Below are 13,102 nucleotides of genomic sequence, written 5' to 3'. Positions count from 1 at the left end.
CGGGCCTGCCGGCTCACCCAGCGCAGCCCCGCCTGAGCAGTCAACTACCGCGATAAGTGGAGTAGCTGTACGGGGAGATCAGCAGCGGCACATGGTAGTGATCCTGGCCGGCATCGATACCGAAGCGCAGCACCACCACATCGAGAAACGCCGGATCGGGCAACTGCACGCCACGGGCCCGGTAATAGTCGCCCGCATGGAAGTGCAGCTGGTAGACACCACTGCGGTAATCGTCGCCCTGCAGAATAGGCGCATCGCAACGGCCGTCATGGTTGGTCACCACGCGGGTAACCAGCTCCATCTGCGCGCCTTCGACCCGATACAACTCAACAGTGATGGCGCTGCCGGGGCAGCCGTGCGCGGCATCTAGAACATGTGTGGTCAATCGTCCCATAGCTATCAGGCATCCACGCCGGCCAATTGCCACGCAGACACCGCACCTCCTCTACTGTTATTGAATATTGAATTCGGCAGATGACTCAGGCTCCAGCAGCCTTGAGTTGGGCGGAGCATAGCATGCCGCCGAATCATTCAAGACATTTTTTTGTTTTATTGTACACAATTATATTTACAATAATTCCGTCAAAACCGCCGCTTCAGGTACCGCCATGACGGCAAACTTCGCGGGTAAGGGCAGGCGCCAGGCGCACGGACTGGGCACCCACACAGATTCAATGGCGAGAATTGATTTAGCAATAAAGCTGATTTTTTATTTACAAAGCGTTATTCATTTTGTATACAATTAGCTCATCACGGTCGCGTCCCTTGTCACCTGGGCTACGCAGTGACCGCAACACGCCAAGAAGGAAGACTGCAGTGAGCGCTGACTACCCACGCGACCTGATCGGTTACGCCAACAACCCGCCGCACCCACACTGGCCTGGCGATGCCCGCATTGCCCTGTCGTTCGTCCTCAACTATGAGGAAGGTGGCGAGCGCAACGTGCTGCACGGCGACCAGGAATCCGAGTCCTTCCTCTCCGAGATGGTCTCCGCCCAGCCGCTGCAGGGCGAACGCAACATGAGCATGGAATCGCTCTATGAATACGGCAGCCGCGCCGGCGCGTGGCGCCTGCTCAAACTGTTCGACCAGCACGCGATTCCGCTGACCGTGTTCGCCGTCGCCATGGCCGCCCAGCGTAACCCCGACATGATCAAGGCCATGGTCGCGGCCGGCCATGAAATCTGCAGCCACGGGTACCGCTGGATCGACTACCAGTACATGGACGAGGCGCAAGAGCGTGAGCATATGCTCGAAGCCATCCGCATCCTCACCGACATCACGGGCGAGCGCCCGCTGGGCTGGTACACCGGCCGCACCGGGCCGAACACCCGGCGCCTGGTCATGCAGGAAGGCGGCTTCCTCTACGATTCCGACACCTATGACGACGACCTGCCCTACTGGGATCCGGCCAGCAGCGTGGCCAAGCCGCACCTGGTGATCCCCTACACCCTGGACACCAACGACATGCGCTTCACCCAGGCGCAGGGTTTCAACACCGGCGACGACTTCTACCAGTACTTGAAAGACGCCTTCGATGTGCTCTACGCCGAAGGCGTGGCTGGCGCGCCGAAGATGCTGTCGATCGGCATGCACTGCCGCCTGCTCGGCCGCCCCGCGCGGATCGCCGCCCTGGCGCGCTTTATCGAGTACGTCAAAAGCCACGAAAAAGTCTGGTGCGCCCGCCGCGTCGATATCGCCCGCCACTGGCACGCCACCCACCCTTTTGTCGAGACCCGCACATGAGCCGCTTTCAGACCCTGACCCCGTCGCGCCTGAGCCGCGAAGACTTCGTCAACGTCTTCGCCGATATCTACGAGCATTCGCCCTGGGTGGCCGAGAAGGCGTTCGAACTGGGCCTGGACGACAGCGTTAATCAAGTCAATGGCCTGCACCAGCGCATGGCCGACATCCTGCTCAGCGCCAGCCATGCCGAGCAACTGGCCCTGATCAACGCTCACCCGGACTTGGCCGGCAAGGCGGCAGTGCGTGGCGAGCTGACCGCCTCCAGCACCACCGAACAGGCCGGCGCCGGCATCAGCGCATGCACGGCCGAGGAGTTCTCCCGCTTTACCGAACTGAATGACGCCTATAAGGCCAAGTTCGGCTTCCCCTTCATCATGGCGGTGAAAGGCAGCAACCGACACCAGATTCTGGCGGCATTCGAGGAGCGTATCCACAACGCTCCGGAGCAGGAATTCGCCTGCGCCCTGGCCGAGATCAATAAGATCGCCCTGTTTCGCTTGCAGCAGCTCTAGCCCGCCACTCCCCGCCCTCACTGTTAAGGCAGACACGACATGAAAGCTTACGCCGTACCCTTCGAGAAATACGTCAACCTGGCCGACGCGCGCCTCGGCACCCAGGCCATCTCGGTAACCGATGACTGGTTCGCCGACGTCAACCGCTTGTTCCAACCGACCCCGGCGGTGTGGAAGGAAGGCGTGTTCGATGACAACGGCAAGTGGATGGATGGCTGGGAATCGCGGCGCAAGCGTTTCGAAGGCTACGACAGCGCCGTGATTCGCCTCGGCGTGGCCGGTTCGATCAAAGGTGTTGATATCGACACCAGCTTCTTCACCGGCAACTTCCCGCCGTCCGCCTCGCTGGAAGGCTGCTTCGTCGCCGCAGGCGACCCGACTGATAGCACCGAGTGGACTGAAGTGCTGGGCGCGGTTGAGCTGCAAGGCAACAATCACCACTACCACGCAATCAACAATGCCCAGGCCTTTACCCACCTGCGCTTCAACATCTACCCGGACGGCGGCGTCGCCCGCCTGCGCGTTTACGGCGTGCCGTTCCGCGACTGGAGCAACGTCGGCGACAACGAGCAGGTCGACCTGGCCGCCGCGCTGAATGGCGGTCGCGCCCTGGCCTGTTCGGACGAGCACTTCGGCCGCATGAGTAACATCCTCAACCCGGGCCGTGGCATCAACATGGGTGACGGCTGGGAAACCGCACGCCGACGCACCCCTGGCAACGACTGGGTGATCGTCGCCCTTGGCGCTCCGGGTGAAATCGAACGCATTGTCGTCGATACCCTGCACTTCAAAGGCAACTACCCGGACAGCTGCTCGATCCAGGCCGCGTTCGTCAAAGGCGGCACCGACAGCCAGATCGAAACCCAGAGCCTGTTCTGGCGTGACCTGCTGCCAAGCCAGAAGCTCGAGATGCACGCCGAGCACGAGTTCGCCGAACAGATCAAGGCGCTGGGCCCGATCACTCACGTACGGCTGAACGTATTCCCGGACGGTGGTATCAGCCGCCTGCGCCTGTTCGGTAAAGTCGCCAAGTAAACACCCTGTGGGAATGGCTTCAGCCGCGAGATGGCCAGTGCCTGCCGCTGAGTTTCGCGGCTAAAGCCCCTCCCACCAAAACCGCCTCCGCTCCTGAATAGGAGGCAGAATTACCCACGAACAAGTAGACCGACATGCGCAAACTGATCATCGAGCCGTTAAGCAAAGAAGCCTTCGCCCCCTTTGGTGACGTTATCGAATCCGAGGGCAGCGAGTTCTTCATGATCAACAATGGCTCCACTCGCCGCTATCACCAGCTGGCCACTGTGGAGACCGCCCAGCCTGAGGATCAGGCGATCATCAGTATTTTCAGTGCCCAAGCCCTGGAGATGCCGCTGACCGTGCGTATGCTGGAGCGTCACCCGCTGGGCAGCCAGGCGTTCATACCGCTGCTCGGCCAGCCCTTTCTGATCGTGGTCGCGCCACTTGGCGATGCACCTGAATCAGCGTTAGTCCGCGCCTTCCGCAGCAACGGCAGGCAGGGCGTCAATTACCATCGCGGCGTCTGGCACCATCCGGTGCTGACGATCGAAAAGCGGGATGACTTCCTGGTGGTTGATCGCAGTGGTTCCGGCAACAACTGCGATGAGCATTTCTTTGATGAGCATGAGCAACTGCTGCTCGCTCCCCACCAATAAGAGAAGCCTGGCGCCGGCCTGCCGGCATCGGGAAAGAGGTACTGACTGTGGAAGCACATTTGACTGAGTGGCTGAATCTGGGCGTGCGCTGGGTTCACATGATTACCGGTATCGCCTGGATTGGCGCATCCTTCTATTTCGTCTGGCTGGAAAACAACCTCAATCGGGTCAACCCGAAAGACGGTTTGGCCGGTGACCTTTGGGCGATCCACGGTGGCGGCATCTATCACCTGGAGAAGTACAAGTTGGCGCCGCCGAAAATGCCGGAGAACCTCCATTGGTTCAAGTGGGAAGCCTACTGGACCTGGATGTCCGGCGTTGCCCTACTGATGCTGGTGTACTACCTCAACCCGTCGCTTTACCTAATTGCGCCCGGCAGCGACATGGCACCCACCGTGGCCATCGCCATCGGCCTCGGTTCACTGGTTGCAGGCTACGCGGCCTACCACTTCCTCTGTGACTCGGCGCTGGGCAAGCAACCGGCCCTGCTCGGCGCGGTGCTGTTTATCCTCCTGATCGCGGCTGCCTACGGCTTCAGCACTATCTTCAGTGGTCGCGCAGCCTATCTACATGTCGGCGCCATCATCGGCACCATCATGGTCGGCAACGTGTTCTTCACCATCATGCCGGCACAACGCGCACTGGTTAAGGCCATCGAAGGCAACACCACGCCGGACCCAGCACTGCCGGCCAAGGGGCTGCTGCGTTCGCGTCACAACAACTACTTCACCCTACCGGTGCTGTTCATCATGATCAGCAACCACTTCCCAAGCACCTATGGCAGCAGCTACAACTGGCTAATTCTGGCGGGCATCGCCATCATTGCAGTACTGGTTCGCCACTACTTCAACACCCGCCACAACAGCAACAAATACGCCTGGACCCTGCCAGTGGCAGCACTGGGCATGATCTGCCTGGCTTATGTCACCGCCCCGCTGCGCCCGGCCGCAAACGCCATCCCGGTAGCCACTCCAGCCAGCCAGCCAGCCGTCAGCGTCGCCAAGGTAGAAGAAGTGCTCGAGCCCTCGCCTGACGCGGCCCCAGGCGGAGCAGGCACTGCCTTTGCCGAGGTCAACCAGGTGATCCAGGAACGTTGCAGCGTATGCCACTCGGCCACGCCGAGCAGCCCGATGTTCAGCGCCGCGCCACTGGGTTTCATGCTCGACACCCCGCAGCAGATCAAGGCCCAGACCGCGAAAATCCAGGCCCAGGCCATCGCCTCGCAGGTCATGCCGCTGGGCAACATCACCCAGATGACCCAGGACGAACGCGACCTGATCGGCGCATGGATCGCCCAGGGCGCACAGATCGACTAAACAACGCCTCTGGACAGGCACGGCCTGTCCTTCACTCTTTGAGCCCGCCTATGTGCGGGCTTTTTGTTAGCGGAGAAAACACGCCTGCTCGACTGTATTTGCACCGAAGCGGCCCCGCGCTAGACATGGCCTTCTGCTGGCCCGTTACAATGCACCGTCTCTAGCCCGATGCTTCACGCCAATAAGGACAGCCCATGATCGAAGCCACCTGGATCGCCTTCGCCTTCGTCTTGGGCCTGGCAGCTCGCGCCCTGGGTCTGCCGCCGCTGATCGGCTACCTGGCGGCCGGCTTCGCCCTGGCGGCTATCGGCGAACCCCTCGGTGTAGGCCCGGGCGACAGTGCTTCGCTGGAACATATTGCCCACCTCGGTGTGCTCCTGCTGCTATTCACCGTCGGCCTCAAGCTCAAGCCGAGCAACCTGATCAGGCGCGAGGTGATTGGCGGTGGGCTACTGCACTTCGTCATCTCGAGCCTGATCTTCCTCTCGGCCATCCTGCTGATCCTCGATCTGCCCTGGCAGGAAGGACTACTGTTGGCCATTGCCCTGTCCTTTTCCAGTACCGTGCTGGCGGCGAAGGTCCTGGAGAGCAAGCGCGAGCTGCGCGCCTTTCACGGCCGGGTAGCAATCGGCGTACTAATCATCCAGGACCTGATCGCCCTGCTGGTGATGAGCCTGGCCAACGGCGATGCCCCTTCACCCTGGGCGCTGCTGGTATTCGCCCTGCCCCTGCTGCGCCCGCTGCTGTTCCGCCTGCTCGATGCCAGCGGTCACGATGAACTGATGGTGCTGCTCGGCCTGCTGTTGGCGCTGGTCGTCGGTGGCTATGGCTTCGAGTCGCTGGGGCTCAGCTCCGAACTCGGCGCCTTGGCGTTTGGCGCCCTGCTGGCCAAACACAAGCGAGCCGTCGAGCTGTCCAACTCGCTGTGGGGCATCAAGGAAGTGTTCCTGGTCGGCTTCTTCCTGCAGATCGGCATCGGCGGCCTGCCGGATGCCGATGCCATGATCTTCGCCGTGGTCATGTCGCTACTGCTGCCGCTCAAGGGCATGCTGTTCTTCGGCCTGTTCCTGATGTTCCGGCTACGCGCGCGCAGCGCCTTTCTCAGCAGTGTCAGCCTGACCAACTACAGCGAGTTCGGCCTGATCGTGGCCAGCGTGGTACTGCCACAATGGCTCACCCCCCTGGCCATCAGCGTGGCCCTATCCTTCGTCATTTCCGCGCAACTGAACCGCTTCGTCCACCCGCTCTACGAGCGCCTGGCCAGGCGCCTGATCCCGCTTGAGCGCAACATCCGCCACCCCGACGAACAGCCGATTTCGCTGGGCGATGCGCAGATCCTGATCATCGGCATGGGCCGCACAGGCCGCTCTGCCTACGATCACCTCAAGGGCAAGGGCTTCCTGTTGTCGAGCCTGGACTCCGACCCAGGGATGATCGAGTTGAGCACCAGGGCCGGGCGCCGGGTGCAATTCGCCGACGCCGAAGATCAGATGTTCTGGCAGAGCCTGGAGATGCCGGCAGTCGAAGCGGTGATCCTGGCTATGAACGACCAGGAAGCCAAGATCATCTCCACCCATAAGCTGCGCGAACGCGGCTTCGCGGGGCTGATCGTCGCCCACGCGATGTATGAAGACATGGCCCAGCGCATCCAGGAGGCCGGTGCCGACCGTACCTACCTGACCATGAGCGAGGCCGGCACCGGTCTGGCAGAGCACGTCGCCCGCAGCCTGCAAACGGGCGACTGAGCGCTGGTATAAAAGCGCTCCCCCGGGCTCTGCAACAATTCGCGAACCCTAGGCTGACACTCGCCGCAGGCAGTGCACCGAGGATGATGGCCGCGGCACTCGGCATGGCTGGCTGTCGCTGCGCGCCGAGCGGAGCGCGCCCGGACCAGCGATGACCTGTTCAACATCGCGAAAACGACTCAATCACCAGAGCGCACTCGCCTAGCAGCCCAGCATTCACAGCGACAACAGACTGCCAGCCACGGCACTCACTCGCGTCGCCATAAACTTGTACACAATATTAAAATAAATTGTTTTTAACCTTGTGAGCAAGTTGCTATAGTCGGCCCATTCTGACCGACCAGACAGCTTTAGTGGCGATCAGACAGAGGCACCGTGAAGCCTCGTGCAAGCCCATGACCATATAAAAACAATTGGCAGGCTCTGACATGACCACGACCAGCACTACGCAAGCCCCTACTCCGTCTGCGGGCAGCAACGACTTGATCTACCAACTCGATGACCGCCCGGCCTTTGTCCCGGCGATCTTCGCCGCCCTGCAACACGTACTGGCCGCCTTCGTCGGCATCATCACCCCGACGCTGATCATCGGTAACGTGCTTGGCCTAGGCGCCCATGTGCCCTATCTGGTGAGCATGGCGCTGTTCGTCTCCGGCCTCGGCACCTTCGTCCAGGCCAAGCGCTTCGGCCCCATAGGTTCCGGCCTGCTGTGCCTGCAGGGCACCAGCTTCGGCTTCCTCAGTGTGATCCTCAGCGCCGGCTTCATGGTCAAGGGCCGTGGCGGCAGCGAGGAGGAAATCCTCTCGACCATCTTCGGCGTGTGCTTCTGCGCCGCCTTCGTCGAGATCGCCTTTAGCCAGTTCATCAACAAGCTGCGCCGGGTCATCACCCCGGTGGTCACCGGCACCATCATCTGCCTGATGGGCCTGTCACTGATCAAGGTCGCCATGACCGACATCGCCGGCGGCTTCGGCGCAGCGGACCTCGGTGCGCTGCACCACCTGGCCCTCGGCGGCCTGGTGTTGGCCACCATCGTCGTGTTCAATCGCTTCCAGTCCCAGTCGGTACGCCTCAGCGCGGTGATCGCCGGCCTGGCCCTGGGCTTCGGCGTGGCCTGGTACACCGGCCAGGTGGATTTCGCGCAAATGGCCGAAGTCCCCCTGGTCAGCGTACCGGTACCGTTCAAGTACGGTTTCAGCTTCGACTGGGTGGCCTTCGTACCGATTGCCGTGATCTTCCTGATCACCCCGCTGGAAACTGCCGGTGACCTGACCGCCAACTCGATCATTTCCGGGCAACCGGTCAGCGGCCCGCTGTACCTGCGCCGGATCAAGTCCGGGGTACTCGCCGACGGCTGCAACTCGGCGCTCGCGGCCATGTTCAACAGCCTGCCGATGACCACCTTCAGCCAGAACAACGGGGTCATTCAACTGACCGGCGTAGCCAGCCGCTACGTGGGCTTCTACATCGCCGGCATCCTGGTTCTGCTCGGTCTGTTCCCGGCGGTCGGTGCGGTACTGCAACTGATGCCAAAACCGGTATTAGGCGGCGCCACCCTGATCATGTTCGGCACCGTCGCCGTGGCCGGGATCAAGATCCTCACCGAGGCCGGCCTGCATCGCCGCAACGTGCTGATCGTAGCCATTTCGCTGGGCCTTGGCCTCGGCGTGGCCGGCGTGCCGGAAGCCCTGTCGCAGATGCCCGACGCGCTGAAAAACATCTTCGGCTCGCCAATCACCATCGGCGCCTTCAGCGCCATCCTGCTGAACTTCTTCCTGCCGGAAGAGCAGCAACCTCTGGCAGAGAACGACTACGACCCCGAAGCCCATCTGCACAGCGTGCTGCAAAACCCGCAGGACGCCGAGCATGATCAACCGTCAAATGCTCTGAAAGATGGCTTCAGCCCGGCCAACCAGGCCAGTTGAACCATCCGTGTTGCGCCATTACCACCCGCGGCTCGCCGCAGGGTCGAGATCCCTGTAAGTCCAAACAATAAGGAAAACCCGATGAAACTGAAGCATCTGCCTCACTGCATTGCGCTTTCTGCCGGCCTGTTGGCCGGCCAACAGGCCTTCGCCGGCGACATGCTGTTCTGGCAAGACAACAGCCTGAGCTACCTCAACGGCAGCAATTTCCAGCCCCTCAACTTCAACGGCGAGGAACAGCGTTCGCAGACCACCTACACCTTCGAGCACGCCAGTGGCTGGGTCTGGGGCGATGCGTTCTTCTTCCTCGACTACATCGATGCCGACAACCTGCAGTACCGTGGGAGCAACTTCGGCAACCTCGAAGTCAAGGACAAGAGCGACTTCTACTACATGGAGTTCTCGCCGCGGGTCAGCCTCAGCTGGTTGAGCGGCCAGGACCTGTCTGCCGGCCCGTTGAAGGACGTCAAGGCCGCCTTCACCTACGAGAAAGGCAACGGCGGTCCCGGTACCGAGAACTACCTGTATGGCCTCGGCTTCGACTGGGACGTGCCCGGCTTCGCCTTCCTGCAGACCAACCTGTACCGGGTCAAGATCAACAACCATATCTTCTTCGACCATGACTTCAAGGCCAGCGACGCGGGCAATGGCTACGCCACCCAACTGACCGTGGCCGGCGCCTACCCCTTCGCCATCGGCGAGCAGGACTTCGTGGTCGACGGCTACATCGACTGGCGCTCTCCATCCAAGGATGCCGGCACCCAGACCTCGGTCGGCTCCTCGATCCAGGTCAAATGGGACGCCGGCAAAGCCCTATTCGGCAAGGAGCGTAAACTCTATGTCGGCACCGAGCTGAACATGTGGCACAACAAATACGGGATCAAGCCCATCGACGGCTCCACCGACGGTTTCGATCAGACCGCCGTACAGGCGCTGGTCAAATACCACTTCTGATGGCAACGAACTGAACCGCTGCCGGATAGGCGGCAGCGGGAAGGTAGAGGGGCGGCATGCTGGTCATGCTGCCCCTTTTTTATCCGACGCATCTGGTGCGCAGACAGCATCTGACTCTGCAGCGCCTGTTCTCGGCCGAAGCCGGTACGTCCTACCATTACGATGACGGCTGGAACCGCAAAGCCATGATCGCCTTCACCATCGCCGCATTGTTTTCCGGCGCCTCGGTCTGGCCCCCCGGCCTCAGCAACTTGTCCGGGCACTCCTGGATCTTCGCTGCCACGCTCGGCGCACTGATTCATTACCTGCTGATACGCAAGAGCTGCGCCACAAAGAAGAGCGCAGCGGGGACGCTGAGTTCGCGCAACTAACAGCCGAGAGGCACCTGCCGAGGCAGCGCCGCGCGGCTGCCTCAACTATGGCTCAAGCCATCACTCAGAAAGGCCATCAGCCCCCCCGGCTTTGGCCTTCTGCCGCTTGAGAAAGTCGACCTTCCACTGCTCCATGCCAATGAACTCGGAGTCCAGGTTGGCCTCGACTCGGTACCGCTCCTTGAGCGCCGCCACCTCAGCCTGCTGCTCGATAAGAAAACGATCGAAACGCTGGATCAACTGAGGATGCTTGAGAGTGGAGAGGTGAAAGCTGCCGCGGGTGTTCGGCAACTTCGGATCGAAAACCAAGGCGCCGGGACGAGCCCGGATGTTGTCGAGGTAATGGGTCGCCACCACCACATTGAAGTAGGCGCCGTCGACATCCTTCTTCAGCACCTGATGGATCATCTTGCGCAAATCCTCGCTATAGGTCAGCTGGATCTGCTCGGCGTCGATACGCGCCTGATAACCCCAGGGCGTCCAGCCGTTAACCATGCCCAGGCGTTTGAGCTGCTCCACTGGCTGGCCCTGGCGTTTTGGCGCGACCAACACGCCGTCGACATAACCGACTACCGCCTGGCTGTAATGCAGGTTCTTGCCGGTCTTTTGGGCCTGCGCCCAGCTGCTGCTGTCGGGGTATTTGAAATCCACTTCGCCCTGTACCAGGGCCGACAACAAGCGCTTCACCGGCAACGGCTTGTAGCTCAACTGCAGCCCACTGCGCAGGGCGAACAGGTCGAACAGCTCGCGGGCAAAGCCCTGATACTGACCCTGGCTGTCGATGCTGTAATGCGGCGCAAAGGCCATGTCCTCGACGCCGATGACGTAACTTTCGGCATGAGTAGCAGCGCAGAACAGCACGGCGAACAAACTGCAGACGCGAATAGGCTTCACAGCAACCCTCCAGGTTATTGTTGATTGGGTCTAACAGGTTCTATGGGGAAGCGGGCGGCGGTTATCCAGCAACTCAGCCGCCGGTCATGCTCATGAAACGCACCACCTGCACCTGCGCATCGGCCTCAAAGTGATGACGTTCGGGCTTGAGTTGCAGGGCCTCCAGCAAAGCCTCGCGCAGACGCGGGCTGTCGCCTGGGTGACGGCGAATCAAGGCCTTGAGATCAAGCGCATTGTCGTGGCCCAGGCACAGCACCAGTTTGCCTTCGGCCGTGACCCGCACCCGGTTGCAGTCGCCGCAGAAGTTGTGGCTGTGTGGCGAAATGAAGCCAACCTGGGTATCGCTGCCAACCACGTGCCAGTAGCGCGATGGCCCGCCGGTCTGTTTGCTGCTGCGCAGCAGCGGGTAGCGCTGTTCGATGCGCGCACGTACCTCGTCACTGGAACAGAAGGTGTCCTGGCGCTGGTGACTGGAGACGCTGCCCAGCGGCATCTCCTCGATAAAGCTGATGTCCAGGGCACGCGCCATGGCGTACTCAACCAGGTCGAGTACCTCGTCGTCGTTGCGGCCCTTCTGCACCACGCAGTTCAATTTGATCTTGCGAAAACCCGCCGCCCGCGCCACGTCGATGCCAGCCAGTACCTGATCGAGCTTGTCACGCCGGGTGAAGGCAGCGAAGCGCTCGCGCTGCAGGGAGTCCAGGCTGATATTCAGCCGCGCGACGCCCGCGGCGCGTAGGTGCGGCGCCAACTCGGCCAGTTGCGAGCCGTTACTGGTGATGGACAAGTCATCCAGCTCCGGGCGCTGGCCCAGGCGAGCCAGCAGGCTGAGCAGGTTCTTGCGCACCAGCGGCTCGCCACCGGTGATGCGGATGCGCTTGACGCCCAGACCGATAAAGGCATCGGCCACGGCATACAGTTCTTCCAGACTGAGAATCTGCGCACGCGGGGCGAAGACCATGTCCTCGCTCATGCAATAGGTGCAGCGGAAGTCACAGCGGTCGGTAACCGACAATCGCAGGTAGGTGATGCGCCGACCGAAAGGGTCGACCAGTTGCGCGTGATCCACGGCGAGTCTCCTGTACGCAAGGAGTCGAGGCATTATTGTTATGAAATGCAGTACGCAAATAAAAACAGAAATGCATTTTTTTGTACACAACAATCTGACCGCAGGGTCAGCTTGAGCCACCTGCAACGCCGGTGCTACCATGCCCGACCGCCGCCCAGCGCCGGGCGGCACATGGAAGCACAGGGGCTTATGACCAGTATTCGCGAGCGCAACAGAGAGCTGATTTTGCGCGCAGCCAGTGAAGAGTTCGCCGACCAGGGTTTTGCCGCCAGCAAGACCAGCGATATCGCCGCCAAGGCCGGTGTGCCCAAGCCCAACGTCTATTACTACTTCAAGTCGAAAGAGAACCTCTATCGCGAAGTACTGGAAAGCATTATCGAACCGCTGCTGGAGGCTTCGGCGCCGTTCAATCAGCCCGGTAACCCGGCTGAAGTGCTGACGGCCTATATCCGCTCGAAGATCCGCATCTCCCGCGAGCTGCCCTCCGCCTCCAAGGTATTCGCCAGCGAGATCATGCATGGCGCGCCGCATCTGTCTGCCGAACAGGCCGAACAGCTCAACGCCCAGGCCCAGCACAACATCTCCTGCATTCAGCGCTGGATCGACCAGGGCCTGATGGCCAAGGTCGACCCACATCACCTGATGTTCAGCATCTGGGCCGCGACCCAGACCTACGCCGACTTCGACTGGCAGATCGCCACTGTCACCGGCAAAGCCAGCCTGGACGATGCCGATTACGAAGCCGCCGCGCAGACCATCATCCGCCTGGTGATCAAGGGCTGCGAGATCGACGAAAAACAACCCAGCGCCTCCGAGCAGGTCACCCGCGCCTGAGCCTGGTTGTGCGCCCTACCCTTGGCTAAGGGCGACCATAAAAAACGGTGAAGGTCTGCACAG

The 13,102-nt window shown here is 61.3% G+C and carries 13 protein-coding genes; 10 read left to right on the top strand and 3 right to left on the bottom strand.

Annotation, left to right across the window (positions count from 1 at the left end; genetic code table 11):
• Positions 1-40: 40 nt before the first annotated feature.
• Positions 41-394: a hydroxyisourate hydrolase gene (gene uraH, locus B2D37_RS05360; RefSeq protein WP_079201746.1), complete on the bottom strand. Its 354-nt coding sequence runs from the start codon at positions 392-394 to the stop codon at positions 41-43.
• A 422-nt stretch (positions 395-816) separates the two neighbouring features.
• Between uraH and puuE the strand changes: the two genes are divergently transcribed.
• From puuE to B2D37_RS05315, 9 genes are all read left to right on the top strand, one after another.
• Positions 817-1,746: an allantoinase PuuE gene (puuE, locus tag B2D37_RS05355; RefSeq protein ID WP_079201745.1), complete on the top strand. Its 930-nt coding sequence runs from the start codon at positions 817-819 to the stop codon at positions 1,744-1,746.
• Positions 1,743-2,258 carry a 2-oxo-4-hydroxy-4-carboxy-5-ureidoimidazoline decarboxylase gene (gene uraD, locus B2D37_RS05350; RefSeq protein ID WP_079201744.1) on the top strand — a complete coding sequence of 172 codons (516 nt, stop codon included), beginning with the start codon at positions 1,743-1,745 and terminating at the stop codon, positions 2,256-2,258. Before puuE ends, uraD begins: the two co-directional genes overlap by 4 nt.
• 39 nt (positions 2,259-2,297) lie before the next feature.
• Positions 2,298-3,293: an allantoicase gene (gene alc, locus B2D37_RS05345; protein WP_079201743.1), complete on the top strand. Its 996-nt coding sequence runs from the start codon at positions 2,298-2,300 to the stop codon at positions 3,291-3,293.
• Between the two features lie 134 nt (positions 3,294-3,427).
• Positions 3,428-3,931 (top strand): ureidoglycolate lyase, encoded by a 504-nt coding sequence (locus tag B2D37_RS05340; protein ID WP_079201742.1) that lies wholly within the window; start codon positions 3,428-3,430, stop codon positions 3,929-3,931.
• Between the two features lie 47 nt (positions 3,932-3,978).
• On the top strand, positions 3,979-5,247 hold the full coding sequence (locus B2D37_RS05335; RefSeq protein WP_079201741.1) for a urate hydroxylase PuuD: 1,269 nt from the start codon (positions 3,979-3,981) through the stop codon (positions 5,245-5,247).
• Between the two features lie 194 nt (positions 5,248-5,441).
• Positions 5,442-6,992 carry a cation:proton antiporter gene (locus tag B2D37_RS05330; protein ID WP_079201740.1) on the top strand — a complete coding sequence of 517 codons (1,551 nt, stop codon included), beginning with the start codon at positions 5,442-5,444 and terminating at the stop codon, positions 6,990-6,992.
• Between the two features lie 428 nt (positions 6,993-7,420).
• The gene (locus B2D37_RS05325) at positions 7,421-8,917 is read left to right on the top strand and encodes a uracil-xanthine permease family protein (protein ID WP_177345183.1); all 1,497 of its coding nucleotides are present in this window, start codon (positions 7,421-7,423) and stop codon (positions 8,915-8,917) included.
• A gap of 81 nt (positions 8,918-8,998) precedes the next feature.
• Entirely contained in the window at positions 8,999-9,871 is an 873-nt protein-coding gene (locus tag B2D37_RS05320; RefSeq protein WP_079201738.1) for an outer membrane protein OmpK, read from the top strand.
• Positions 9,872-9,927: 56 nt separating this feature from the next.
• A complete protein-coding gene (locus B2D37_RS05315; protein WP_079201737.1) occupies positions 9,928-10,242 on the top strand; it encodes a hypothetical protein in 315 nt (104 codons plus the stop codon).
• A gap of 60 nt (positions 10,243-10,302) precedes the next feature.
• Here the strand turns inward: B2D37_RS05315 and B2D37_RS05310 are convergent, their stop codons facing one another.
• Both B2D37_RS05310 and moaA read right to left on the bottom strand, forming a co-directional pair.
• On the bottom strand, positions 10,303-11,136 hold the full coding sequence (locus B2D37_RS05310) for an ABC transporter substrate-binding protein (protein ID WP_079201736.1): 834 nt from the start codon (positions 11,134-11,136) through the stop codon (positions 10,303-10,305).
• Positions 11,137-11,209: 73 nt separating this feature from the next.
• On the bottom strand, positions 11,210-12,238 hold the full coding sequence (gene moaA / locus B2D37_RS05305) for a GTP 3',8-cyclase MoaA (RefSeq protein WP_079201735.1): 1,029 nt from the start codon (positions 12,236-12,238) through the stop codon (positions 11,210-11,212).
• 156 nt (positions 12,239-12,394) lie between these two features.
• On the opposite strand from moaA, the gene B2D37_RS05300 reads away from it, so the two are divergent.
• Positions 12,395-13,039, top strand: a complete 645-nt coding sequence (locus B2D37_RS05300) for a TetR/AcrR family transcriptional regulator (RefSeq protein ID WP_079201734.1) — start codon at positions 12,395-12,397, stop codon at positions 13,037-13,039.
• Positions 13,040-13,102 lie beyond the last annotated feature (63 nt).

The sequence above is a fragment of the Pseudomonas sp. CC6-YY-74 genome, assembly GCF_002025205.1.
Lineage (GTDB): Bacteria > Pseudomonadota > Gammaproteobacteria > Pseudomonadales > Pseudomonadaceae > Aquipseudomonas > Aquipseudomonas paeninsulae.
The sequence above is the reverse complement of the archived record's forward strand: the minus strand, read 5'-3'. Positions and strand labels throughout refer to the sequence as shown.